Annotated in this window: 19 protein-coding genes; 9 read left to right on the top strand and 10 right to left on the bottom strand. The window is 72.2% G+C overall.

The features are described from left to right. The first annotated feature begins 184 nt into the window (after window positions 1-184). Together AC3EN4_RS28745 and AC3EN4_RS28740 are read left to right on the top strand one after the other, a co-directional pair. Window positions 185-1033 carry a C39 family peptidase gene (locus AC3EN4_RS28745; protein WP_435209344.1) on the top strand — a complete coding sequence of 283 codons (849 nt, stop codon included), beginning with the start codon at window positions 185-187 and terminating at the stop codon, window positions 1031-1033. Window positions 1034-1158: 125 nt separating this feature from the next. Next, window positions 1159-1905 (top strand): alpha/beta fold hydrolase, encoded by a 747-nt coding sequence (locus tag AC3EN4_RS28740; protein ID WP_435209343.1) that lies wholly within the window; start codon window positions 1159-1161, stop codon window positions 1903-1905. Between the two features lie 4 nt (window positions 1906-1909). Here the strand turns inward: AC3EN4_RS28740 and AC3EN4_RS28735 are convergent, their stop codons facing one another. The 4 genes from AC3EN4_RS28735 to AC3EN4_RS28720 all read right to left on the bottom strand — a co-directional run bounded on the left by AC3EN4_RS28735 (window position 1910) and on the right by AC3EN4_RS28720 (window position 6984). Beyond that, complete coding sequence (locus tag AC3EN4_RS28735; RefSeq protein WP_422739355.1) at window positions 1910-3580, bottom strand: CDP-glycerol glycerophosphotransferase family protein; 1671 nt, start codon at window positions 3578-3580, stop codon at window positions 1910-1912. 42 nt (window positions 3581-3622) lie between these two features. Next, window positions 3623-5131 (bottom strand): D-ribitol-5-phosphate cytidylyltransferase, encoded by a 1509-nt coding sequence (locus AC3EN4_RS28730; protein WP_435209342.1) that lies wholly within the window; start codon window positions 5129-5131, stop codon window positions 3623-3625. 145 nt (window positions 5132-5276) lie between these two features. Next, window positions 5277-6086: an ABC transporter ATP-binding protein gene (locus AC3EN4_RS28725; RefSeq protein WP_435209373.1), complete on the bottom strand. Its 810-nt coding sequence runs from the start codon at window positions 6084-6086 to the stop codon at window positions 5277-5279. A gap of 4 nt (window positions 6087-6090) precedes the next feature. Then, window positions 6091-6984 (bottom strand): ABC transporter permease, encoded by an 894-nt coding sequence (locus AC3EN4_RS28720; RefSeq protein WP_435209340.1) that lies wholly within the window; start codon window positions 6982-6984, stop codon window positions 6091-6093. A gap of 217 nt (window positions 6985-7201) precedes the next feature. Between AC3EN4_RS28720 and AC3EN4_RS28715 the strand changes: the two genes are divergently transcribed. From AC3EN4_RS28715 to AC3EN4_RS28705, 3 genes are all read left to right on the top strand, one after another. Further along, window positions 7202-7801, top strand: coding sequence for a TetR/AcrR family transcriptional regulator (locus tag AC3EN4_RS28715; RefSeq protein ID WP_435209371.1), 600 nt, complete (start codon window positions 7202-7204; stop codon window positions 7799-7801). Window positions 7802-7936: 135 nt separating this feature from the next. Next, complete coding sequence (locus AC3EN4_RS28710; protein ID WP_435209338.1) at window positions 7937-10048, top strand: DUF6077 domain-containing protein; 2112 nt, start codon at window positions 7937-7939, stop codon at window positions 10046-10048. Between the two features lie 269 nt (window positions 10049-10317). Next, window positions 10318-12075: a CDP-glycerol glycerophosphotransferase family protein gene (locus AC3EN4_RS28705; protein WP_435209337.1), complete on the top strand. Its 1758-nt coding sequence runs from the start codon at window positions 10318-10320 to the stop codon at window positions 12073-12075. Between the two features lie 79 nt (window positions 12076-12154). On the opposite strand, the gene AC3EN4_RS28700 is transcribed toward AC3EN4_RS28705, so the two are convergent. Further along, on the bottom strand, window positions 12155-12493 hold the full coding sequence (locus AC3EN4_RS28700; RefSeq protein WP_435209336.1) for a DUF952 domain-containing protein: 339 nt from the start codon (window positions 12491-12493) through the stop codon (window positions 12155-12157). Window positions 12494-12589: 96 nt separating this feature from the next. On the opposite strand from AC3EN4_RS28700, the gene AC3EN4_RS28695 reads away from it, so the two are divergent. The 3 genes from AC3EN4_RS28695 (at window position 12590) to AC3EN4_RS28685 (ending at window position 15078) form a co-directional block, all read left to right on the top strand. Continuing rightward, the gene (locus tag AC3EN4_RS28695; RefSeq protein WP_354862099.1) at window positions 12590-12901 is read left to right on the top strand and encodes a hypothetical protein; all 312 of its coding nucleotides are present in this window, start codon (window positions 12590-12592) and stop codon (window positions 12899-12901) included. A gap of 83 nt (window positions 12902-12984) precedes the next feature. Continuing rightward, window positions 12985-13641 carry a response regulator transcription factor gene (locus tag AC3EN4_RS28690; RefSeq protein ID WP_422739361.1) on the top strand — a complete coding sequence of 219 codons (657 nt, stop codon included), beginning with the start codon at window positions 12985-12987 and terminating at the stop codon, window positions 13639-13641. A 9-nt stretch (window positions 13642-13650) separates the two neighbouring features. Next, window positions 13651-15078 carry a sensor histidine kinase gene (locus tag AC3EN4_RS28685; RefSeq protein ID WP_435209335.1) on the top strand — a complete coding sequence of 476 codons (1428 nt, stop codon included), beginning with the start codon at window positions 13651-13653 and terminating at the stop codon, window positions 15076-15078. A gap of 75 nt (window positions 15079-15153) precedes the next feature. Here the strand turns inward: AC3EN4_RS28685 and AC3EN4_RS28680 are convergent, their stop codons facing one another. The 4 genes from AC3EN4_RS28680 to AC3EN4_RS28665 form a co-directional block, all read right to left on the bottom strand. Then, window positions 15154-16107, bottom strand: coding sequence for a TAXI family TRAP transporter solute-binding subunit (locus AC3EN4_RS28680; protein ID WP_435209334.1), 954 nt, complete (start codon window positions 16105-16107; stop codon window positions 15154-15156). Window positions 16108-16180: 73 nt separating this feature from the next. After that, the gene (locus tag AC3EN4_RS28675) at window positions 16181-16873 is read right to left on the bottom strand and encodes a hypothetical protein (protein ID WP_435209333.1); all 693 of its coding nucleotides are present in this window, start codon (window positions 16871-16873) and stop codon (window positions 16181-16183) included. 107 nt (window positions 16874-16980) lie between these two features. Next, window positions 16981-17778, bottom strand: a complete 798-nt coding sequence (gene yaaA, locus AC3EN4_RS28670; RefSeq protein ID WP_435209331.1) for a peroxide stress protein YaaA — start codon at window positions 17776-17778, stop codon at window positions 16981-16983. Window positions 17779-17830: 52 nt separating this feature from the next. After that, the gene (locus AC3EN4_RS28665) at window positions 17831-19474 is read right to left on the bottom strand and encodes an ArnT family glycosyltransferase (protein WP_435209370.1); all 1644 of its coding nucleotides are present in this window, start codon (window positions 19472-19474) and stop codon (window positions 17831-17833) included. A 196-nt stretch (window positions 19475-19670) separates the two neighbouring features. Between AC3EN4_RS28665 and AC3EN4_RS28660 the strand changes: the two genes are divergently transcribed. Continuing rightward, window positions 19671-20711 carry an App1 family protein phosphatidate phosphatase gene (locus AC3EN4_RS28660; RefSeq protein ID WP_422740644.1) on the top strand — a complete coding sequence of 347 codons (1041 nt, stop codon included), beginning with the start codon at window positions 19671-19673 and terminating at the stop codon, window positions 20709-20711. 70 nt (window positions 20712-20781) lie between these two features. Here the strand turns inward: AC3EN4_RS28660 and AC3EN4_RS28655 are convergent, their stop codons facing one another. Next, window positions 20782-25227, bottom strand: coding sequence for a LamG-like jellyroll fold domain-containing protein (locus AC3EN4_RS28655; RefSeq protein WP_435209329.1), 4446 nt, complete (start codon window positions 25225-25227; stop codon window positions 20782-20784). Window positions 25228-25271: the final 44 nt, after the last annotated feature.

Genomic DNA, 25271 nt, shown 5'->3' with positions numbered 1-25271 from the left:
CACGGCGTAGCGGTGTCCCCGCTCATCCGCCTCGTGACGGTGAGCTGACCCCCGGGTCATCGCACTTCCCGCCCGGCCACGCCGGGCGTTCCCTGAGCGGTTCATCATCCGCGGGCCACGGCCCGTGCGCTGACGCCTGCCCGGATGCCGGTCGAGCCCCGGTGTGCCGCTCTCCCTGTGAACCGTGGAGGACCTCGTGAAGCACACCCTGAAGCGCCAGCTCCGTCGCCTGGCGACCGAGCGCCCGTACCAGATCGTCGCCGCCTCCGCCGCGGCCCTGGTCATCGCCTCTACCACCGGCGCCCTGGTCGCCGGCGCCGACGACGCCCCGGCCGGTGCGCGCACCCCGACCACCGTCGCCGAGATGCGCAGCGACACCGTCGCCTCCCGTGGCGAACTCCGGTCCGCGCCCCCGTCGGCGAGCGCCGCACCGAGCACCGCCGCCCCGGCCACCAGCGCCGCGTCCCCCGCCGCGAAGGCCACGAGCAACCCGGACCTGACCCGGAAGCCGACGCCGCCCAAGCCGCCCGCGACGAAGGTCCTGGACTACGACTACGAGGCGCAGAACACCTACTACAACTGCGGCCCGGCGGCCACCCGCAACGCGCTCAGCGCCAGCGGCATCGACCGGACCCAGGAGGAACTCGGCGCGGAGCTGGGCACCACCGAGATGGGCACCAACTCGGCCGAGGACACCACCCGGGTGCTCAACGCCGAGGTGAAGGGCTCCCCGTATCGCACCCGGATGTTCGCCGGTACCCCCAGCTCCGCCCAGATCGACCGCCTCCAGGCCGACGTCGTCAAGGCCATCACCGACGGTCGCGGCGTGGTGGCCAACGTCGTCGGCGACGCCACCGACACCAACGGCGGCTGGCACTCCTACGGCGGCGGGCACTACATCGCCGTCGTCGGCTACAAGGACAACGGTCGTACCGTGCGGATCGCCGACTCGGCGAACGCCGCCGACCCGGCCTACTGGATCACCACGATCGACCTGGCGAACTGGATCGCCACCCGGGGTTACTCCGCCTGATCGAGGCGCGGACACCCACGACGCCACGGGCGCCGTCCCCACGAGGGGCGGCGCCCGTTGCGTTGTGCGGACCACGCCGCTGAACGGCTCTCGTACCGGGCCGTGAACCGTGGGAGACTGCGGCCGTGGTGGATGAATCGGGTGGTCAAGCCGGCCGTGAGCCGATCCTGTTGCTGCTGCACGGCATGGGGGCGACGGGTGACGTGTGGCTGCCCTGGGCACCTCTGCTCGAGCAGCACTGGCCCGGCCGGTGGCTGGCGCCCGATCTGGCCGGTCACGGCTGGTCGGCGCCGCTGTCGTCGTACTCCTTCGAGGGTTTCGCCCAGCGGGTCGCGCACGGCCTGACCTCCGACGACCGCCTCGTCGTGCTCGGACACTCGCTCGGTGGTGTGGTCGGCCTGGCGCTGGCGGCCCGCGCCGCCGGGCTGCCGGTGGACGCGGTGGTGGGGCTGGGCATCAAGGCCGTCTGGTCACCGGCCGAGCTGGCCCGCGCGGCGGACCTCGCCGCCCGGCCGGTGGGCTGGTTCACCAGCCGCACCGAGGCCGCCCGCCGGTACCTGCGGGTCGCCGGCCTCACCGGTCTGGTCGCCCCGGACCACCCGATGGTCGACGCCGGTCTGCGTCAGGTCGACGGCCGGTGGCGGCTCGCGATGGACACCGCCGCGTTCGCCGTCGGTGCGCCCGACCTGGCCGCGCTGCTCGCGGCGACCGACGTGCCGGTGGTGCTGGCCCGCGGGGAGCACGACCCGATGGTCACCGACGCGCAGCTCAAGGAGTACGGCGTACCGGTCGCCACGCTGCCCGGTCTCGGGCACAACGCGCACCTGGAGGACCCGGCGGCCGTGCTGGAGCTGCTGGAGCCGTACCGCTGATCGGCTAGGCGGGCGCGGGCGCGGGTACCTCCCGCGCCGATGCCAGCTCCTGGCGGGCGGCGGTCAGGAACCCCTCGGCGTACGACTCGGCGGGGAAGTCCCCCAGGTAGCGACGGCGGGTGACCCAGCGGGCGTCGGCCAGCGGGTCGGTGTCCAGCAGGGCGGTGAGCACGGCGTCCACGTTGGACATGTCGCGCCGCAGCACGTAGCCCGAACCGGCCAGCGGGAAGCGTTCGGTGAACAGGTCGCCCTCGCCGCCCATGTCGGTGACGGCGTACGGCTTGCCGGAGTAGAGGTAGTCGGAGATCACCCCGGAGACGTCGGAGACCAGCGCGTCCGAGCGGTTGACGCACTCGGTCAGGCTCAGCTCACGGGCCGCCGCGCCGAACACGTGCTGCCGGCCGGTGCGGGCGCGGTCGGCGGCCAGCAGTTCGGTGAGCCGGCCCAACTGGCGCGCCGACGCGGGGTTCTGCGTCGTGTACGGGTGCGCCCGAAGGATCACCGTCGCGCCGCGCTCCAGCAGCCGCCGCAGCAACTCCTCGGCCACCGGCAGCGAGCAGTAGTCGGCGTCGGCGTGGTGCCCGGTCCAGGTCGGGGTGTAGAGCACCGTGGGGTGCGCGAGGCCCCGCGCCGGCTCCTGGCGTACCTCGATCGACTCGACCTGGGGACGGCCCACCACGACGAACTTCTCCGCCGGGATCCGTACGCCGGCGCGGGCGTACCTGTCGATCGCCGCCGGTCCGGCCACGAAGATCCGGTCGAAGATTCCCGAGACCGGGTTGGCGCTGGGTGCCTTGTCGCTGTCGCCGTGGTGCAGTTGGACGTGGGTGAGCTGGGTGAACCGGATGCAGTGGCTGTTCTTCGCCCCGTGGTTGACGTAGAAGGCCACCCGCAGGCTCGGCACCAGTGCCTCGTCCATCGCGCGCAGGGTGGGGCAGTAGACCACCGGCGCGTCGGTGGCCGCGGCGAGCGGCGCGAGGAACTCCGGCTCACGGACCAGCACCAGGAAGGGCCGGCCGATCCGTTCCAGGTACGGCAGCCACATGGTGACCTGGTACTCGGAGCCGGGCGGCGCGGAGAAGTAGAGCAGGAACTCCGGCTGGTGCCGGCGTAGCGCGCGGGCGACCTGCCCACCGCCGGCGGCCGGACGGAACCGCCGCTTGGCCAGGTCCAGTGCGACCGCCCCGGCGCCGGCGGCCAGCAGCAGGCTGGCGGCGAGCGCCACCACGGCCGGCAGGGTCAGCGCGGCGGCGACCGCGACCACGGCGAGCAGCCCGAGCAGGGCGACGCCGAGGCGGTCGGCGATCAGCGGGGTCCAGGCGCGTACCGGCAGGTTGGCCGCCCGGATCTCCAGGTTGCCCGCGGTGCGCAGCGGCCCCACCAGCAGCACCAGCCCCAGCAGGACCAGCGCCGTGGCGGCCAGCGCCGGATCGAACCCGTCGTCGAGCCGCCGTGAGTAGCCGACCAGGACCGCCGCGGCGATCAGCGTGGTCTCGGCCACCAGGTCGGCGCCCGGTCGGATCCGCTGCTCGGCGGCCGCCGCCAGCAGCGCGGCGACGGCCAGCGCGAGGCCCCACCCGGTGCCGCCGGTGAGGGCCAGCACCACGAAGGCCAGTACGGCGAGCCCGGTGCTCAGGCACCGGGCGGCCAGCTTGCGAACCAGGTCACCACGCATGTCGCTCCGTTCGCCGCCCTCGGTGTCGCGGTGCCGCCGGCGTCAGTTCGCGGACGCCGCGGCCGGCGTCTCGGACCGGTCCGGACCGGCCTGGGCCGGCACGGACGGGCCGTCACCGGGCGTCCGGCGTACGTCGATGACCTGACCGGTCAGGTCGGAGATCAGCACGTCGAGCGAGGACTGGGCGACGGCCTCCGCCGCCAGCAGGGTGTTCTCCGGCTCCTCGCCGAAGGCCCGGGTACGCATGGGGGTGGCCGTCCGCTCCGGGTTGATGCAGTTGACCCGTACGCCGACGTCGGCCCACTCGTCGGCGAGCGCCTGGGTCAGGTTGACCAGGGCGGCCTTGGTGGACGAGTAGAGGGCGTAACGGGCCCGACCCCGGGTGTACGAGCTGGAGGTGTAGAGCAGGAGCTGACCCTTGGTCTGCTGCAGGTACGGAAGGGCCTGCCGGGCGATGGTCACCGGACCGACGAAGTTGACCTGCAACACCCGGTCCATCGTCTCCTCGTCCATCTCGGCCAGGGCGCCCCGCTCCAGGATCCCGGCGGTGACCACCACGTGGTCGATCCGGCCGGTGGCCTCGAAGGCGGTCGTCAGCGCGGCCTCGACGTCCTCGGCGCGCTCGACGTGGGTGCCGGTGGTGGAGCGGCTGAACGGAAAGACCTGCGCGCCGTAGCGTCGCGCCAGCTCGGTCAGCTCGTGGCCGATCCCGTAGCTGCCGCCGAACACCACGATCGTCCGGCCGGTCAGCTCCTCGGTGTAGCTGCGGTGGTCGGTCAGCCGGGGCGCCTGCGCCGCCGCCAGTTGGAAGAGCTTGTCCGCCAGGTGCACGTCGACCGGGTGGGTGACCTTGATGTTCTCGTCCGAACCGTCGATCACCTTGATCGGGGTGCCCGGCAGGTACCGCAGCACCACGCCGCAGTCGTCGGTGGCGGCGAAGTCGGGGTCGTCCTCGGCGATCCGGTACGCCTCGCGGATGGTGGGGGAGCGGAACGCCTGCGGGGTCTGTCCCCGGCGCAGCCGGGAGCGCACCGGGATGTCGGTGATGCAGTCGTTCTCGTCCACCTGGATGATCGTGTCGGCGGAGGGGATGGCGACGTCGACGGCGGAGTAGGTCCAGAGCGCGTTCACGCACTCGCGGACGATCCGGCCGCTGAGCAGCGGGCGGACGGCGTCGTGGAAGAGGATGTTGCAGTCGGCCGGGCCGACGGCGTCGAGCGCGATCCGGGTGGTCGCGTTGCGGGTGTCGCCGCCCTCGATCACCTTGGTGACCTTGCGCAGGCCGGCCTTCTCGACGATCTGCCGGGCCTCGTCGACGTGACCGCTCGCCATCAGCACGATGATCTCGTCGATCTCCGGAGCGGCCTCGAAGACCGCGAGGGTGTGCTCGATGATCGGCTTACCGGCGATCTTGAGGAGCTGCTTGGGGATGCCGAGGCCCAGCCGGGTCCCGGTGCCGCCGGCCAGCACCACGGCCACTGTCCGCGAGGGCCGCCACGGTGCGGGGGTCTCCGTTGCGGCGTCCGGGCCAGTGGTCTGGTCCTGCGTCATTGCCGGATCCTCACTCTCAGGGTTGCGTTAACGGAAGGTTCCGCCCGAGCGGCGACGGAATGAACCTTAACGCGCGGACCGCGCCGCCCCAACGCGGGCGACGCGGTCCTGGTTGCCGTGTCGATGCCGGGGGTTGGCCGGCACTCTACTTGCTGTTCGCGTACGCCTCGTACGCGCGGATGACCTCGTCGGTGGGGCCGTCCATCCGGATAAGGCCCGATTCCAGCCAGATCGTCCGTTCGCAGGTGTCCCGTACGGAGGAGAGCTGGTGGCTGACCAGGAACACCGTGCCGGCGCCCTCGCGCAGCTCACGGACGCGCTGCTCGCTGCGCTTGCGGAAGCCCTTGTCGCCGGTGGCGAGCGCCTCGTCGATGAGCAGCACGTCGTGCTTCTTGGCGGCGGCGATGGAGAACCGCAGCCGGGCCGCCATGCCCGACGAGTAGGTGCGCATCGGCAGGCTGGCGAAGTCACCCCGCTCGTTGATCCCGGAGAACTCGATGATCCCCGCGGCCTGCTTGGCGACCTCGTCGGGGTGCATGCCCATCGCCAGGCACCCCAGCACCACGTTGCGCTCACCGGAGAGGTCGTTGAGCAGCGCGGCGTTCACCCCGAGCAGCGACGGCTGCCCCTGGGTGTGGATCGCGCCCCGGTTGACCGGCAGCAGACCCGCGATGGCCCGCAGGATGGTGGACTTGCCCGAGCCGTTGCTGCCGATCAGCCCGATCGCCTCGCCCCGGTACGCGGTGAACGACACGCCCTTGACGGCGTGCACCTCCCGCACGTTCGGCGCGTTGGTGCGCTTGACCAGCCGGCGCAGCGCCGCCACCGGCGTGGTGCCACCGGTGGCGCCCTGGTGGACCCGGTAGATGATGTGCGCGTCGTCCACCACCACGGTGGGGATCCGCTCGGGCGTCAGCACCGGCAGGGAGACGGTCGCCTCGTCGGCGGCCGACAGGGAATCAACCACGGCCGTACTCCTGTTCGCCGCGCCAGAAGTAGATGTAGCCGCCGACCCCGGCCACCAGCGCCCAACCGGCGGCGACCAGCCAGAGCTGGGTCAGCGACTCGTTGAGCAGTGGCGCCTGCTCGAGCAGCGCGTACCGGGCCAGCTCGATGTAGACCAGCAGCGGGTTGAACTGGACCAGCGTCGTCGCCCAGCCGGGCAGCCGCTCGAAGAGGCTGACGTTGTAGAGGACGCCGGAGCCGTACATCCAGGTGCGCATGACGAACGGCATGACCTGCTTGAGGTCGCTGGCCTTGGAACCCAGCCGGGCGACCAGCAGCACGACGCCGGCGTTGAAGACCGCCTGCAGCAGCAGCGCCGGCACCAGCAGCAGCCAGTCCCAGGTGATCGGCTCCCCGGTGACCAGCACGATGCCGATCAGCACCACCATCGACGCCAGGAGTTGCTGGAACTGGGTCACGGTGGTGGACAGCGGCAGGCTGGCCCGGGGGAAGTGCAGGGCCCGGATCAGCCCGAGGTTGCTGCTGATCGACTGGGTGCCGGCCAGGACCGCGCTCTGGGTGAAGTTGAAGATGAACAACCCGGTGGTCAGGTACGCGATGAAGTTCGGGATGCTCTTCTGATCCAGCACCACCCCGAAGATCAGGTAGTAGACCGCGGCGTTGGTCAGCGGGGTGAGCACCTGCCAGAGCTGGCCCAGCTTGGCATTGCTGTAGGACGCGACCAGCTTGGCGTTGGCGTACGCGGCGATGAAGTGCCGGTAGGCCCAGAGTCGGCGGCTGTACTCGACGAGGGTGGGTCGCTCACCGGCGACCCGTAGCCCGTGCCGAGCGGCCAGCTGCGCCTGGGTCAGGCCCGTGTCAGGGTCGACCAGCGCGGTGGTGGCCATGGAAATGGCACTCCGATCTTTCGTGCAGACGGGTTGCTCGCGACGATGGAATCCTAGTGGGAGTTGTGCGCGGGACGCCGCCTCGTCGCTGCGTGGACAGTAGTCCGAAACACGTCGGGACGCAACCGTACCGTCGTTGCGCTACTGTAGCGGGCGTGACCTGCGAGAAGAGTCCTCGGTGACGACCGAGAAGAGGCGCGCACCGGCCGGCGCGGCGGTGCTGCGCGACGAGATCACCACGGCCATCCGGCGCGCCCTCATGCAGGAGCTGGCCGCGGTCGGCTACGGCCGGCTCTCCATCGAGGCGGTGGCCCGCCGGGCTGGCGTCAGCAAGACGGCGGTCTACCGCCGGTGGAGCTCGAAGCTCGACCTGGTGGTGGAGATCGTCGCCGCCGCCGCGCACGGCAAGCTGCCGGTGCTGGACACCGGCACCCTGCGCGGCGACCTCGCGCTGCTGTTCCAGGCCGTGGCGCACGCGCTGCGCCACCCACTGGCGTCGCAGATCATCCCCGACCTGCTGGCCGAGGCGGCCCGTAACCCGGCCATCGACGCGACCCTGCGGCAGGTGCTGCGCACCCGCCAGCAGGAGATCGGCGGTCGCCTGGTCACCCGTGCCGTGCAGCGCGGCGAGCTGCCCGCCGACACCGATCCGGACGCCGCCGTCGATTTGATCGTCGGCCCGCTCTACTGGCGGCTCGCCATCGCCCGGCAGCCGCTCACCGACAGCTACCTGGACAACCTGGTCGAATCCGTGGCCGCCGGACTCGGCGCGACCGGCATCGTGCCGCTGCCTCGGGCGACGCCGGTATCCGGCTGACCGGGCCCGCGACACCACCCGCGACGGGGACCTGGCGGGCCGATCGCCTCCGCTAGGCTGCCCCCTTGACACCCGGCCGTCACCGAGCCGACATGCACCTTTCGCCCCCAGATCCGCCTGACGAGAAGGACGCCCGTGGCCAACGTCGACAGCATCGCCGTCGCGCCCACTGACCCGGACCCGACGCCGCGCCCCGAGCCGGTGTCCCGGGCGGGTCAGGGCCCCGACCGTAGTCCCGCCGCCCGGGTGCGCGCGCTGGTGGCCGCCGCCCCGACGCTGCTCACCGACGGGGCCGTGGTCGCGTTCGCGCTCTTCACCGTCCTCTACCACGCGGCCTTCCTGGCGGACCTGCGGCCGTCGGTGACCTTCCGGATCTGGCTGGTCGCCTGCGTGCTGCTCGCCGTGGTGGCGATCCTGCGCGGTCGCCGACGCCGGGCTGCCCTGCGAGAGGAGAACGGACCGGCCGAGCCGGCCGAGTCGACCGGCACGCCGCCTCCCCTGGACCGGCGGCTGCTGATCGGCGTGCTCGTCGCCGCCGTGGTGGCCGCGGTCAGCGCCGGAGTCGTCGGTACCGGTGCCGGGCTCTCGTGGTGGATCCCGGCGGTGGCGGGCCTGCTCGCGGCGGCCGGTGGGATCCTGCTGCTGCGTCGGGTCTGGCTGGACGGCCCGACGCCCACCTCGATCGCGCCGCTGCCCACCGCGGGGCAGTCGGCGTACGCGCTGGTCATCTCGGTGCTGGTCGGGATCTCCTCGTTCTTCCTCGCCCGGAACACCCCGGACGACGTCTACTACGTCGGGAAGTCGGTCTGGATCGCCGAGCGGGACCTGATTCCGCTCAACGACTTCCTGTTCTCCGAGAACGTCCTGCCGGCGATGGGTTCGCAACCGCCGATCCCCTCGATCGAGGTGTTCGACGGCGCGCTCGCCAACGTGCTCGGGATCCACGGCGCCTCGGCCACCTGGTACGTGATGCTGCCGATCATGGCGGTGGTGGCGGTGCTCGCGCTCTGGCGGCTGACCCAGCGTTGGGCGCCCCGGCGGCCGGTGCTCGCCTTCACGGTCGCCGTCGCGTACCTGTACCTGGTCGCCGGTGGGGACGCCGCGCTGGGCACGTTCCACCTGCCCCGGCTCTACGAGGGCAAGGGCATGTTCGTCTCGGCGGTCATCCCGCTGATGTGGCTCTACCTGACCGAGTGGTTCGACCGGCGTACCCGGCGGAGCCTGCTGCTCATCGTGGCGCTCTCGATCACCGCCATCGGCCTCACCACCACCGCCGCGATCATCCTGCCGATGCTGGTCGGCGCGGCCGGCTTCGCCATGCTGCTGGTCGGGCGCTGGAAGGTCGCCGTGGTGGCGGCGGTGGCCGCCCTCACGTACCCGATCGGCTCCCTCGTGGTGTCCCGCCTCCTGCTCGGCGCGCTGGCCGCCGACGGCGCGGACGACGCCTTCTTCGACGCGGCGTACACCTACAAGCGGACCCTGCTGTTCGGTGTGGTCGGTGTGATCTCCGGCCTGGCGCTCTGGTGTGGCCCGCTGCTGGCCCGTCGACGGACGCCCGCGCTGCTCACCGCCGGTGCGACCCTGGCGCTGAGTGTGCTGTTCGTCCCCGGCGTGCTGGAGACGTTGAGCGCGCTCAGCGGCATCTCGGTCGTGCTGTGGCGGGTGCCGTGGCTGCTCGCCCTACCGACCCTGATCGGTCTGCTCTGCACGGTTCGTGTGCCGGCCCCCACGCCGGTGCTGCGCCGCGCGGCGTCCGGAGGGATCGCGGTCCTGCTGGTCGCCTCGTTCGCGCTCTTCGCCACTCCGATGTGGTCCGCCAAGAGCTGGGTCGACGTGCACGAGCGGCCCACCTGGAAGCTGCCGCAGCAGCGCCAGTCGATCGCTTTCTGGATCAAGGGGTTGGATCGACCGCCGGGCCTGCTGCTGGCCCCGAAGACCATCATGCGAACCTCCCTGGTCGTCACCAGCCAGGTCCGGGTCGTCCTACCGCGTGACTTCTACCTCGTCGAGTACGACCTCAACTCCCAGTTCGCCAAGGACCGGCTGTTGCTCGCCGGCTTCGCCGACGGCGCCACCACCGCGACGCCGGCCGAGTTGGCGCCGGCGCTGGACCGGCTGGACGTGGGCACCATCTGCGTCTACAACGGCAACCAGTACGCCCGCGACCTGGCACCGCAGCTCGGCTACCAGGAGTTCGCGAAGCGCCGCAAACCCGGAGCGATGACCTGTTTCCGGCGGCTCGGCTGAACAAGTCGTCCCAGAAATCGGTCGGTGCCGCAACGGTGCGGCACCGACCGGTCGGCGTGGTGACCGATATGTGCGCCCGATACCCGAGCGACACCGCTGGGTGTCTTCGCGTTAAGGTCGCAGTCATCACCACCGCCCGCCGCACGGGGTCTGGATCACCGGATCCGTGGCCTGCCGCTGCGGGTGCGCGGTAGGTCATGCACGACGGGGAGTGTCACCGACGCACCGCGGGCATGCGTCCACCACGGAAATCGTAGGGAGCGAACTCGTTGTTCGGCACGTTGACAGGACGCATCGGAGTGGCCGCCCGCAGCGCGCTGCTGGTGCTGGCCTACCTGGTCATGCTCGTCGCAGGCGCCTTCGGTTGGGTCGGCCTGTTCGCCGTCGCCGGACTGGCGGCGGTGGTCGGCGAATTCGCCGTCGCCCGTTGGTCCCCGCCGTCCCAGGCGCTGCTGGAGAAGGTCGGCCTGACCTGGGCATACCGGCAGTTGACCCGGGACCTGTCGGCGGTGCTGCTGGTCGCCGCCCAGGTCGCGCTCGACGGCGTCGAGCTGAGCCTGCTGCTGATCCTGCCGGCCGCGGTGTGGGTCGTCTCGGTCTTCGCGGGCGCGCTCTCCACCATGATCGACCGTCGTAACCCGCAGTCCGCGCTGGTGCGCAACATCGAGCTGGGTCCGCTGCGTTCGGCCCCGCGCCCGCCGGCCTGGGCGGCAGCGGTCGCGGGGGAGCGGATGCCCCTGCTCAACCTGCTGCTCGTCCCGGCCGCAGTGGTCGCGGCGGTGCGGCACGAGACGACGCCGTACTTCATCGCCGCCGCGGTGACGGTGGCGGCGACCGGGGTGGTGGGCGCGATCATCGCCCTCACCTGGCTGCGTGGTCGGGGCTCCGGCCAGGGTCCGCTGCTGCCGGCCGTGCAGCGCTGGCTCGACACGTACCGGCCCGAGGTGGCGCTCTACTTCGCCGGCCCCGCCAAGGACGTCTACCAGGCCAACATGTGGCTCGCACCGACCGAGGCGCTGAACCAGCGCGCGGTGGTGCTGATGCGCAGCCGGGAGGCGTTCGCCGAACTGGCCGACACCCGGCTGCCGGTGCTCTGCGTACCGGCCGGGGTGGACTTCATGAACCTCGAACTCGGCAGCGTCCGCGCAGCCCTCTACGCCGCGAACGTCGGCGCGAACATCCACATGCTGCGCGAGCCCGGCATGAAGCACGTCTTCGTGGGGCACGGCGACAGCGACAAGCAGGCCAGCGTCAACCCCTACAGCAAGGTGTACGACGAGGTCTGGGTCGCGGGTCTGGCCGGTCGGGAGCGGTACGCCCGTGCCGGGGTGGGCGTGCTCGACGCGGACATCGTGGAGATCGGCCGGCCGCAGTTGGCCGGCGTGCACACCTTCGGGGCCGAGTCGGTGGACCGTCCGTTCACCGTGCTCTACGCGCCCACCTGGGAGGGCTGGCTCGACGACGACCCGTACCACACCTCGCTGGTGCTGATGGGTGAGCGGATCGTCAAGGGCCTGCTGGCGAGCAACCCCCGGGTGCGTCTGGTCTACAAGCCGCACCCGCTCACCGGGTCCCGGTCGAAGGCGGCCCGGGCCGTGCACGACCGGATCGTGGAGGCGATCCGGGCCGCCGGCGGCAACCCCAACGCGGCGTCCCTGGACGGCACCGCGCACCTGGTGGTGACCGGCCGTACGCCCGCGCTGTTCGACTGCTTCAACCAGACCGACCTGCTGATCAGCGACGTGTCCAGTGTGGTCTCGGACTTCGTGCAGAGTCAGCGGCCGTACGTGGTGGCCAACCCGGCCGGCCTGCCGGAGGACGAGTTCCGCCGGGAGTACCCGACCGCGCGGGCCGCGTACCTGCTCTCCGCCGACTGCGGTGAGCTGGAGAAGATCGTGGCGGTGACCCGGGCCGGCGACGACCCGATGACCGAGGCGCGCCGCGACCTGAAGACCTACCTGTTGGGTCCGGCGGAGGCCAACCCGATGGACCGGTTCGCCGAGGAGATCACCCGGCTCTGCCGCTGACCTTCACGCACCGCGTTCCCGCGCCCGGCCCGACACCCGTCGGACCGGGCGCGGTCCGGTCCGGGGCGAAGACGGTGGCTCAGTCGAGCAGGGCGGCGACCGAGTCGGCGACCGGGGTGTCCACCGGCAACGCCCGTACCGTCACCACCGCGCTCAGCGGCAGCGGCCCGTACAGGTGGGGAAAGAGTTGCCCGCCACGCGACGGCTCCCAGCGCAGGGCGTCACCGAGGCGGTCGGCGTCCACGCCCAGCAGGGTGAGGCCGGTGGCGCCGGAGAAGTGCCGGCGGGCCGTCTCCACCACCTGGTCGGCGGCGGAGAGGTGGATGAAACCGTCCTGGCGGTCCACGGCCGAGCCGGCGACGACACCGGCGGCCTGGGCGTCATCCCACTCCACGGTCGGCAAGAGCTTGTAGATCACCTCCGCAGACTACGTTGCCCGCGTTTCGGCCGTACCGCCGCCGACGCCGGTCGCCGCCCGGCATGCTCAGGTGGACCGGCCGGAAAGGGATGGACGATGGCGAGCTACGACGACGACTGGACCGACACCCAGCGCGGGCTGTACGACGAGTGCTACCGGGCCGGCGGCGAGTGGGCCGAGGACCCGGACACCCCGTCCGACGACGTGCAGCACGTGATCAACCTGGCCGAGGCGGACGACGACGCCTTCGACGACGCCGAGATCGACTTCCCGCCCCTGGTCGACGCCGTCACCCAGGCCAGCGGCGTCAACGTCACCAGCGTGCCCGCCCGGCACGACGATCCCGGTTTCCGGGGCTTCGCCGACGGGGTCCGGGACGCGGTCGCCGACGACGTGTTCGGTCTGTAGCGGATCCGACCGGGAGGCGGCTCTCCCGCTCGGGACGGGCTTCTGCCACCATTCGCAGGACGGCTGCGACGGATGGGGGCACGGTGCGGATCCTGCTGGTGGAGGACGACCGCCGGGTGGCCGCCGCGCTCTCCGCCGCACTGACCCGTCGTGGCTACCAGGTCGAGCACGCCGCCACGGTCGCCGCCGCGCTCTCCGCCGCCCCCTGCGACCTGGTGCTGCTCGATCTGACCCTGCCCGATGGCGACGGCACCGAGGTGTGCCGGGAACTGCGCCGGCGCAGCAGCCAACTCGGCATCATCGCGGTCACCGCGCGGGGTGAGGAGCGTGACCGGGTCCTCGGGCTGCGCCTGGGCGCGGACGACTACGTGGTCAAACCGTTCTCGATGGTGGAGTTGCAGGCCCGGATCGAGGCGGTGCTGCGCCGGGCCGCGAACGCCGCCCCCGAGCGGCACCTGATCGAGGCGGGGGCGGTGCGCATCGACGTGGCCGCCCGCACGGTGACGGTGGCGGGGCGCGCGGTGACGCTGACCCGCAAGGAGTTCGACGTGCTGCTGTCGCTCGCCCGCCAGCCGGGGGTGGCGGTGCCCCGCGACCGCATCCTGCTCGACGCCTGGGGTACCACCTGGGGCGATCCGCACACCGTCGAGGTGCACGTCGGCTCGTTGCGCGGCAAGCTGGGCGACGCGCGGCTGGTGGAGACCGTCCGCGGGGTCGGCTACCGGCTGCGCGATGCGTGAGGGGACGCCGTGCGCCGCCGACTGGTGATCAGTTACCTGCTGCTGATGGTGCTCGTCCTCGTCGCGCTGGAGAGCCCGCTCGCGGTCACCCTGGCCAGTCGGGAGACCGAGCGGGTACGCGCCGACCGGCTCGCCGACGCCACCCGGTTCGCCTCGCTGGCCGGTCCGGCGCTGCGCGGGGGTGAACCCGGCCCGATCGGCGCGGAGCTGCGCAGCTATGACGAGCTGTACGGGATCGGCGCGGCGGTGGTCGACCGGGACCGGGGCATCGTCGTCGACTCGGCGAGCTGGCGGTCCACCGGGACGGCCACGGTGCTGGACGTCGCTCTGGCCGGGCAACAGTCCAGCGCACCCGAATCGGTCTGGCCCTGGTCCGCCGGCCCGGTGGTGGTGGCGGTGCCGATCAACGACGGCGGTGAGGTCCTCGGCGCGGTGGTGATCGTGACGCCGGCCGGCGAGATCCGCCGGGCCGTCACCACCTGGTGGCTGCTGCTCACCCTGGCCGGCCTGCTCGTGGTGCTGGCCTGCGTGCTCACCGCGTTCGGCCTGGCCGGCTGGGTGCTGCGCCCGGTCACCGAGCTGGACGCGGTCACCCACGAGATCGCCGAGGGCGACCGGGGCGCCCGCGTGCAGCACCGACTCGGTCCGCCGGAGCTGCGCCGCCTCGCGGCCAGCTTCAACCACATGGCCGACGTGGTCTCCGACGTGATGGACCGGCAGCGGGCGTTCGTCGCGCACGCCAGCCACCAGCTGCGTAATCCGCTCACGGCGCTGCGGTTGCGGGTGGAGGAGCTGGGTCCCAGCCTCACCGATCCGGACGGACGCGCCGAGCACCGGCTGGCGTTGGAGGAGACCGACCGGTTGGCGCTCGTGCTCGACGCGCTGCTCACCCTGGCCCGGGCCGAGCGCGAGGAGAACGAGCGGCTCACCGTGGACGCCGCCGCCGTGGCCGCCTCCCGGGTGGCCGCGTGGGCGCCGTTGGCCCGCCACCGGTCGGTCGCGCTGCGCCTGGCCACCAGCGACGCCCCGGCGTACGCGCGGACCGTGCCGACCGCCGTCGACCAGGCGCTGGACGCCCTGATCGACAACGCGGTGAAGTTCAGCGGGGCCGGCGGGGCGGTGACGGTGACGGTGGCCCGCCGCGACGACGGGGTCCTGCTGGAGGTACGCGACACCGGCCCGGGAATGACCGAGAGTCAGCTCCGCCAGGCCACCGAGCGGTTCTGGCGAGCCCCGGACGCGCAGAACGTCGACGGCGCCGGGCTCGGCCTGACCATCGTCGCCGTGCTGGTGGACGCCTCCGACGGGCGGCTCACCATGCGTGCCGGCACCCCGCGCGGGCTGGTGGCCGGCCTGTGGTTCCCGGCGGCCGAGCCGGTGGCGGAGCCGGCGGAGGGTGACCCGGCCGCCGACCGGTGGCCCACCCCGGCGCGCTAGCGGTCCGGCGACTCAGGGCGCAGCCGCCGCGAGCGACCGGCAGCTCAGGCGCGGGCGCCCCGGCAGCCCGGCCTCTCAGGGCTTCGCCGCCCGGTACCAGGCGGCGGCGCCCGGGTGCAGCGGCAGCGGCGCGGTGGCGATCGCCGAGCGGGGGCTCATCCGTCCCGCCGCCGGATGCGCCGCGCCCAACTCGGCCCGACGCTCCATCAGCAGTCGGGTCACGTCCCGGACCAGCGGCTCCGGCAGGTTCGCCCGCACGATGAGGTAGTTCGGGTCGGCCACCGTGGTCACCGGGTTCATCCCGTACACCGAGCGGGGGATGTCCCGGGAGACGTAGACCTGCCCGTAGCGGGCGCGCAGCGGCTCCGTCCACTCGCCCAGGTCGACGATCCGGGTGGCGCTGCGCCCGGCCAACTCCTCGATGCCCCGTACCGGCAGACCACCGGAGAAGAAGAACGCGTCGACGCGTCCGGAGCGCAGGGCGTCGACCGAGTCGTCCAGGCCGAGCCGTTCGCGGTGTACCGCGTCGCCGCCGAGCCGGGCCACCTCCAGCAGCCGGGTGGCGGTGATCTCGGTGCCGGAGCCGGCCGCGCCCACGGAGACCCGCCGGCCGCGCAGGTCGCCGACCGTACGGATCGGCCCGCCGTCGGTGGTGACCAGGTGCAGTTGGTCGTCGTACACCCGGGCCACCGCGTCCACCGACGGGTTCTCCGCGGGGTTGGTCGGCAGCACGTCGGCCTGGGTGAAACCCAGTTCGGCGGCGCCCGAGCCGACCAGGCGGACGTTCTCCGCCGAGGCCGCGGTGACCACCACGCTGGCCCGTACCCCGGGCAGTTCGCGGTTGAGGATGGTCGCGAGGGACTGCCCGAACGCGTAGTAGACGGCGGTCGGGCTGCCGGTGGCGATCCGGATCTCCACGGGCTCGCCCCTGTCGTCCCGGCAGCCGGCGACGGTCAGGGCCACGACCAGCGCCAGCGCCGCCGCCCACCCGTGGCGTCGACGGGCCCGAGGCGACGAGGTACGACTCACGCGGTGCACTGTGCGCGCTCCGGCTGGCCCGCGCAAGCCCGTACCTGTCAGTCCCGCCGGTGCGGGCTCTCGCTCAGCAGGCCGGGCGTCGGTCCGGCGTCGGCACCCCGTCGCGCGCCGGCTCCATCGACGCGCTGCGCAGGATGCGCTCCCGGTCCGGTCCGTCGGCCACGCTCACCAGGAAACAGCCGGTGCCCGGGCGGAGCGCGGCCGGCACGTCGAGCACGGCCGCGCTGCGGATCAGTACGGCGGCCAGCTCCCGGTCGGTGAGCCGCACACCGAGGATGTGCCGCCGTACGTGCCGCCCGCCGGCCAGCAGCGCCGACCGCCACGCCGCCGCCGCGAGGCGGGACACCCACCGGCGGCGGGCCGGCGAGGCGCCCGGCACGGGACCGCCCAGCAGCTCCCGACGCCCCTGCCACCAACCGGCGTCCATCAGCCGGGTGTACGCGCCCCGGTGCTCCGGCGGTACCCAGAGCCGGTGCAGCTCGTAGCGACGGCGCAGTCCACCGACCGCCACCTCCTGGCTGACCGGGATGTCGAGGCGGGCGAGCAACTGCCGCATCCGCTGCGCGGCGTCCTCCCGGTTGAACTCGACCCCCGGCGCGTGCGACGGCAGCGCGGCGGTCGACCGGCCGCCCCGCGGCGGCGCGGTGCAGCGCAGCAGGCAGGCCGCCTCGAACGCGTCGCCCAGGGTCAGCCAGTCCAGCGGGGGTGGTGTCGCCGGCGGGCGGGGCCGGTCGAGCAGGGCGGGGTCGCGGGCCAACTGAAGGCTCCCTCGTCGGAGTCTGGGTTCCCCTACCGTGGCCCCTGCGCGGCCGTTACGGAACGTGTCCTGCCCAGCCTTGAGGAAATCTTGCGGCTCTCGCTCCGCTACAGGTCGGTGACCACCAGATCCACCTGCCGTACCCGCCCGGCGGCGGACGGTTCCTCCACCACGGTGTGCTTCAGCTCGCGCAGGATGCCGACCAGCTCGCGGGCGGTGCGCGGCCGGGCGTCGGCGAGGAGCAGATCGCGGACCAGCCGGCCCTTTGTCGCCTTGTTGAAGTGGCTCACCACCGAACGGACCGGCACGCCGTCGACCTCCCGCTCGTGCAGCACCCGCACGGTCACCGTCCGTTCGGCCAGCTCACCGCGCGGCGTCCAGGTGGCCGCGTACGCGCCGGAGCGCAGGTCCAGCACCGGGCCCGGACCGGCCGCGCCGGCCAGGACCGGCGTCAACTCCCTGCGCCAGTACGCCGACAGCGCCCCGACGTCCGGCAGGCGGACCCCGATCGGGCAGCGGTACGGCGGGATCCGGTCGGCGAGGCGTACCGCGCCCCACAGCCCGGAGCTGATCAGGATCGACCGGCGGGCCGCCCGCAGCGCCGCCGGTGGCAGCGTGGACAGCTCCAGCGCCTCGTAGAGCACGCCGGTGTAGAGCCGCTCGGCCGGTGCGGTCGCCGCCTCCCGCAGCCGGGCGTTGCGGCGCAGCTCGCCCCGCTGACCGTCGCTGAGCCCGAGCGTGGCCAACGCCGCCGCCTCATCGGGCCCCGCGCTGAGCGCCACGAGCGCGTCGAGCACCCGCTCGCGGGCCGGGTTCAGCTCCGGCAGCGATAGCTTGTCCGGCGTCCACCGCCGTCCGGTGCCGGCGTCGGCCTTGCCCTCCGAGGGCGGCAGCAGGATGAGCATCGGGTCTCCTCGGACGGGTACGGCGGCGGCCCGGCCAGCGTACGACCCGTCCTCACCGCCAGGGCCGCACCGGGGTGTCGGGGTGGTACACGCGATAGCCGCCCACCTCGCGGACCGGTGCGGCGTCGGGCCGGTCGGCGAGCAGCCGGCGTAGCCGCCGCTCCATCGGCGAGTCGACCTCCACCACGTAGCCCGGCCGCGCGGCCCGCCCGACCTGCCGCCAGTACGGCCGGTAGCGGTTCTGCCCCGGGGACAGGTCGCCGTCGAGCACCCCGCAGACCACCGTCTCGTCGGTGTTGAAGATCAGCCGGTTGCAGGTCCAGTAGTCCCCGTACACCTCGTGGGGTCCGTCGGCGCGCAGCGCGGCGGCCAACTCCCGGGCCTGGCGCTCCTCGGTGCGCGACGCGGCCGTGCCGCCGATCGCGAAGAGCACGGTGACCACCAGCGTCGTCGCGGCCAGCGTCGCCAGCACGGCGGCGGCCAACGCGCCGGTCAGCCGGCCGAGCACGCCCGCCGTGCCCCGCCCGCCGGCCACGCCCGCCGCCCAGAGCGGCCAGAGCACCGCCGGCAGCGACAGTTGCAGCACCGACAGGTAGCGGGCGTTGTCCAGTGGGCTGGTCGCGGCGAGCGGGCTGCGCACGTACGACAGCAGGGTCAACGCCGCGCCGACGACCAGCGCGAGCTGCACGACCGGGCCGACCCGCGCGGCCCGTGGCGTGCCCCCGGCGGCCGGCGTGCCCGCGGCCCGGCGGTACGCGACGAGCGCGAGCACCGCGGCGGCCACCAGCAGCGCCGGGTAGAGCAGCCCGAACCACTGCTGCCAGCGGCCGCACCCGTCGACCGGGCAGAGTCCGTGCGCCAGCGGCACCCCCTCCAGCAGACCGCCGGAGATCCGGTCGGACCACGGCGGCAGTGGGCCGGCCTTGGTGCTGACCTCCCGGAACACCGTCAGCGAGTCCTCACCCGGCCCGGCCCGCAGGTTGTCGACGACCATCGGCGCGATCCCGACCACGAACCCCGCCACCAGCAGCAGCCCGGACCAGCCGAGCAGTTCCCGCCGCACCGCCCAGAGCAGGGCCAACGCGGCGACCGCCAGGTACGGCAGGATCAGCCAGTCGGACCAGGCGGCCAGCCCGGCCAGCAGCCCGAACAGCGCGACGGCGAGCCGGCGGTGGCGTACCGACCCGGCGGCCAACCCCACCACGATCAGCAGCATCAACAGCACCGCCGGTTTGACCTCCGGCCGGCCGCCGACCACGGTGAGCTGGTCACGCACCACCCGCTCGGGTCCCAACGCCAGCAGGCCGACCACGAGGACGGCGAACCACGGCGCGTAGAGGCGACGGGTGAGCCGGTACCCGAGCCAGAGGAAGATCGCGTACAGGGCGAGCATCGGCAGCCGCAGCACCGGCCAACTCGGCCCGAACACGGCGAGCAGCGGCGCGGCCAGGTACGACTCCAACATCCCCATGTAGTGCTGGCCGTACAGGAAGACGGGATGCTCCCGACCCTGCCCGATGTGCAGGGCGGCCAGCCCGAAGGTCGCCTCGTCGCTGTTCGACACCGGCACCGTGTACAACGTCAGGACCAGCCGGTACCCGACGCCGACCAGCCCGAACAGCAGCGCCACGAGCGCCGGCCGGTCGAGTCGCGGACGCCACCGCCCGCGGTGCTGCTCTGGATGCGACACGACCACGCCCCCGTCGTCGTCCCGACCGGAGTGTTTCACGGACGGCGGGTCGGTCGGGCCGGTTCGGCTCAGCCGGCTCGGCTCGGCTCTGTGGCGGGGGTTCGGGGCGTGCCCGCGGGCCCGGGGTGCGGGCCGGCTCGGTGGCCGGGGTTCGGGCCGTGCTCGCGTGGCCGACTCCGGCGACGTGTGGCAGGGTTGGCGGGTGCCACCCACACCCGCCGGCGAACTTGCCGTGCCGAACCTGCACCGGGCCGCGCGGATCGAAGACGCCGTGCACCAGCTCGTGGAGCGTCGGCTGCGCCGGACCGGTTGGCGGATCAACATCGTGGCGTACACCGGCTACGGCCGCCCCGGCTGGGTGCGCGTGATGTGCCGGGTGCTGCTCGGTCGTCCGGACACCCGCCAGCGCGGTCGGCTGGAGAAGGTCCGTGGCTGGCGCAGCTTCACCACGCTGCCCGCCAAGCACGTCACCGTGCACATCGAGGCCGGCGGGGTACGGCACGAGGCCCAGGCGGACCGCAGCGGCTTCGTCGACACGCTCGTCGAAGCCGACCTGCCGCCCGGCTGGGGCACCGTACGGCTCAGCGTCCCCGACGCCGAGCCCGTCGACGCCCCCGTGCGCATCCTCGACCCGGACGTCAAGTTCGGCATCCTCTCCGACATCGACGACACGGTCATGGTGACGGCGCTGCCCCGACCGCTGCTCGCCGCGTGGAACACCTTCGTCCTGGACGAGCACGCCCGCGCCGCCGTACCCGGCATGGCGGTGCTCTACGAGCGGCTGGTCACCGCGCACCCCGGCGCGCCGGTCTTCTACCTCTCCACCGGCGCGTGGAACGTCGCGCCCACGTTGACCCGGTTCCTGTCCCGGCACCTCTACCCGGCCGGGCCGCTGCTGCTCACCGACTGGGGTCCGACCGCCGACCGCTGGTTCCGCAGCGGCATGGAACACAAGCGCTCCACCCTCGCGCGGCTCGCCAAGGAGTTCCCCGACGTGCGTTGGCTGCTGGTCGGCGACGACGGCCAGCACGACCAGGAGATCTACCGGGAGTTCGCCGCCGCCCACCCGGAGAACGTCGCCGGGGTGGCCATCCGCAGGCTGTCCCCGACCCAGTCGGTGCTGGCCGGTAGCCTGCCCGCCCCGGCGGGCCGCCCATCCTCGGGGCCGGTGGGGCAGAAGTGGCTGTCCGCGCCGGACGGCGCCGGCCTGTGGCAGCTGCTCCGCGACGCCGGCCTGGTCTGACCCTCCACCGGGAACGCGAAACCCCCGGGCGCCGCGACTCCTGCGGCACCCGGGGGTTCTTCTGCGCGTACTACATCAACGAGGGGGCGCCCCAGGTGACGGTGCCGATGGCGCCGTTGCCCGGGTAGAGGGTCATGGTGCCGTTGCTTCTGCGACGGACCACCAGGTCGACCTTTCCGTCGTTGGTGACATCGCCAAGGCCACTGATGTCGAAGTCCCGGCACAGGCCGCAGACCAGGACGCGGGGACCCCAGACCGGGGTCCCGCTGGCGGCGGTGTTGGGGTAGACCCACATGTCACCGGTGCCCGCGTTGCGCATGACCAGGTCCTGTTTGCCGTCGTTGTTGGCGTCCTCGATGTTCACGTGGTCGTACCCACCGCAGGAGGAGCAGAGCAGGATCCGGTTGCTCCAGGTGATGGCGCCACCAGGTGTGCCGTTGCCCAGGTACGCGTACATGTCGCCGGTGCTGTTCTCCCGCACGAACAGGTCGGTCTTGCCGTCCTTGTTCACGTCGGCCAGGTCGGACGTGCCGAAGTTGAAGCAGCCGCCACAGACCAGCTGCCGCGTACCCCAGACCGGGTCGCCGGTGGCGACGGTGTTCGGATAGACGTACATGTCGCCGGTGCTCTTCTGGCGCATGAGGAGGTCCAGCTTGCCGTCGTTGTTGGCGTCGCCGATGTTGAACGAGTCGTAACCACCGCACCTGGCGCAGACGACGATGCCGGCGTCGAACGTCAGGTTGCCGTCCAGGTTCGTCCCGCGGCGCAGGAGCACGTCGCCGTTGCCCTGCTTGATCAGCATGTCGGTCCGGCCGTCACCGGTGACGTCGCGGATGTTCGGCGCGATGACCTGTTGGGCGTAGTTGCCCGGGGCGCTGGCCTCGGCCGGGTTCAGGGCGCGGTCCCAGTGCTGGACGTTGCTGATCTGGCCCGAGTAGTACGAGCTCGGTGCGCCGTTGTAGCGGTAGTGACCGATCACGAAGCGCCCGGTGCTCGGCCAGGACACCGCGGCGGGGTGCTGTGCCGTACCCGCGAGGTTGTTGTTGACGTACAGGGCCATCGTGCTGGTGGTCGCGTTGTAGGTCGCGACCAGGTGCGTCCACACGCCGAGTTGGGCGTTGGGGGCGCTCACGGCCTGGTCGTACGACCAGCCGTCACTGTCGGAGCGGGCCATCCCGAACCGCCAGGTGTTGTCACTCTGCTCCTGCCAGAGGATGAACCGGGCGGAGCGCGACCCCTCCTCGGAGAGGATGATCTTGCCGGCGGTGGTGGGCTTCACCCAGGCGGCGACGCTGAACGACTTCGTGGTGTCGATCAGCACCGGACTGGCGGCGCTGACCAGGCTGCCGGTGCCGCTGGCGTCCACGCCCGTGCCGGTGGCATCGCTGTTGAGCCGTAGGTCCGGGCTGAAGAGGTCACCTTCGTGCCACTTCGCGTTGCCGGTGCCGGTGAGGGTGATGCCGCCGGAGGTGTCGGCCGCGGTCGCCGCCGTGCCCCCTGCCCCGCCGTCGTTGAGCGGCCAGGTGTGCTTCGCGGTGACCAGACCCTGGGCCTGCTGGGTGGCGATGGTGGGCGTGGTGCCCAGGCCGCTCACCAGGTACGCCGTGGTCAGGCCGTTGCCGCCGACGGTCCAGAGGTCGGGGGTGCCGTCGGAGTTGGCGTCCGCCGCCCTCAGGGTGAGCGCCGCGCCGCGGTTCCAGTTGGTCGAGAGCGTGTACGGCGTGTAGGTGAGCTGGTTGGTGTCCTGGTTGTACGCCAGATTCGTCCACAGGTGCAGGGCGCCGGTGCTGCTGTTCCAGAGGAACATCGCGGTGCCGCCGCTGACCTGGGCAGTGGCGATCGTCCAGTTGTTCCAATCCACGCCACCGGCCGGGGTCAGCGTCGTGGTGCTGCCCCCGTAGTAGTAGAGGCCGGCTGCGAAGGCCATCGGGTAGTAGTTGAGGAAGTACCCGTTCGTCGCGTCGCCGCTGGTGCCGATCAGGTCTGGGATGGTGCTTCCGGTGCCTCGGGAGTCACCGGCGTTGGCCAATTGCGACGGGGCGTTGCCGTTGCTGTCGACAAGCAGTTCGCCGGAGACGCTGACCTGGTTGTTGTACGGCTGGATGACCGAGCCGTCGCCACTGCCCCGCAGGACGATGCCGTTACCGGCGTTGACGCCTCCGGTGTAGTAGACGAGGACATCTTGCAGGCCGGAGCCGAAGAAGTGGCCGGAGATCGCCTGGCCGTAGTTGAAGTCGGACGGGTCCTCGTTACCGGTGACACCGTTGCCCCGGGCACCGAGGTCGTTGACCGTGGTGCGTACCGCGCCGCTGTTCATGCCCGTGCCCAGCCAGAGGCCGGAGGGCAGCCCGTTGCGGGCGCCGACGGTCAGCAGGTCGGCGACACCGTCACCGGTGAGGTCCGCGTCAACCGCCGTGTCGGCGGGATCCGCGTTGAAGGTGATGGTGGCGGTCTCGCCGAAGTTCCCACCGGTCGACAGGCTCGTCACGGCGAGAGTGTTCGTGAACCGGGTCGGCGTCACGACCACGGATGCGGTACCGGCGGACGCGGAGACGTTGACCGGGGGCAGGCCGTTGAGCTGGTAACTGTAGCTGGCCGGCTGAGTGCCGGAGCTCGGCGGCGTGACGGCGAAGGTGACCTCTTCGCCGATCTTCGACTGTCCCTGCGGCTGGCTGATGTCCGGAGCGCCGGTCCGGGTGGGGTCGAAGGTGAAGCTGCAGGTCGCCGACCAGTCGCTGGACGCCCCGAAGTCGGTCGCCTGGACCTTCCAGGAGAAGTTGGTGATGGCGCCACCAGCGGCGGCGCGCAGCGTGGCGACCGGCACGATCAGCACTCCCGTGCTGCCGGACGAGTACGTGAGCAGGTTCGGGTTGGAGGACGCCAGGGCGGTCTGCGCGGAGTCGGAGGTCTTCCAGAGCTTGAAGCTCACTCCGAGGGTGCCGCCGTCGGGGTCGGAGACCGGGGCGTACAGGTAGACCGGGTTGTCCCCGACCATCGACCCACCGGCGCAGGCGGTGCGCGGCGAGGTGGTCATGCCGGTCGGCTTGTTGGGCTTGTGGTTGTAGCGGATCTCCAGCGTGGGGCTGGTCTCCAGGAATTCCTTCCAGCTCTCGGCGTCGCTGGCCTCGTTGCCGCCGATCATCCAGAGGGTCCGGGTGGCCTTCTTGTCGGCGACGTCGGTCTTGATCTGGTCGGTGATGTTGAAGGACACGCCTGCGGCGTCGCAGCCGCTGTAGCCGTAGGCGAAGCTCCCGGAGGCGGCGAGGGGGCCCTTGCTCTGGTCCTCCCAGTAGTTCCAGGTGGCGTTCGACTTCGACAACGTCGCCGAGGGGGCGTAGACGTTTACCGTCTTCTTGGTGCAGCTCCACGATCGAGTATTTTTGATCTTGAAGGTGGCGTCGTTGATCGTCGCGCCCGTGAGGGTGCCGTACGGCACCGGGAAGTTGATCAGCGTGTTCGAGCGCTGCTCGCCGGAGTTACCCACCTGCATCCGACCTTCCGGGTCGGGGGTGTTGTTCCAGTAATTGGTCGTCTGGTGCATGTACGAGATGCTGGACCAGCCGGACATCCTCGGTCCGGTGACGCTCCAGTTGAAGCTGGGGTCGATGTAGACCGGGTAGACGGTCGTGGCATCGGTGAGCAGCTTGCGGTCCGGCTTGAGACCGAGCTTGCCGGGGGAGACGGAGACCCCGATGGCGGCGGTGCGAGCCGCCCGGCCGGGGGCCGCGGTCGTCGACGCGGCGCCGCTGCGCCCGGTCGGGGCGGTGCTGGCACCCGCCGACGAGTCCCACATGGTCGGGGCCGGCGCGGTGATGACCGCATCGCCGGTGCGGTCCCGACCGCTGATGTTGCCGACCGCGTCGGCCTCGAGGGTGAAACCCTTGGCGGTGGTGGCCAGCTCAAGCGTGGCCAGCTTCGGGTTCTTCGCCGCCGTCGCGTCCTTGACCACGAAGACATGGGAGAACCCACCCTGGGCGTTGACCGTCACGGTCAGGTCCACACCGGGCAGAACGTTGGGGTACGTCGCCGTCGGCCCGGTGAGCGTGGGCGTCGGCAGCGCGATGGGGGCGGTCAGGGTCAGTGACCGGTCCCCACTGACCAAGTGCGCCATCGGTCCTGTGCCACCGCCGGACAACGTGATGTCGTGCGTCGTGGTCGTCGGCGTAATGGCGCCGTCGGCCCGGCGGTACAGGGTGGGATCCAGTTGCTTCCAGTCGGCGCCCACGCGCTTGCGCGTCGGCACCGCGCTCTGGCTGAGCAGGATCTGGCCGTTCGGAAGAGCGGTCAGCTTCTCCGTCGAGGTGCCGGCGGCGGTCGCCTCGACCTGCTTGCCGGTGCGCCTGGCCTGGTCCAGGGCCGCGTCGACTCCGAGTGCCTTCTTCGGTTCGACGGCGGGCTTCGGTGCTGCCGGCGCCGCCGCGGCTGGTGGGGTGAGCGGCACCGTGGCCGTGGCGATGGCGACGGCGGCCACCGCGCCCGATGCGACGGCGCGTAGGCGCAGTCGTCTCCTGATCATGTCAAGTACTCCCCGTGAGTGACGTGAGCGCGCGGGTGCGCCCA

This window comes from Micromonospora sp. bgisy143 (genome assembly GCF_057708145.1).
The sequence above is the reverse complement of the archived record's forward strand: the minus strand, read 5'-3'. Positions and strand labels throughout refer to the sequence as shown.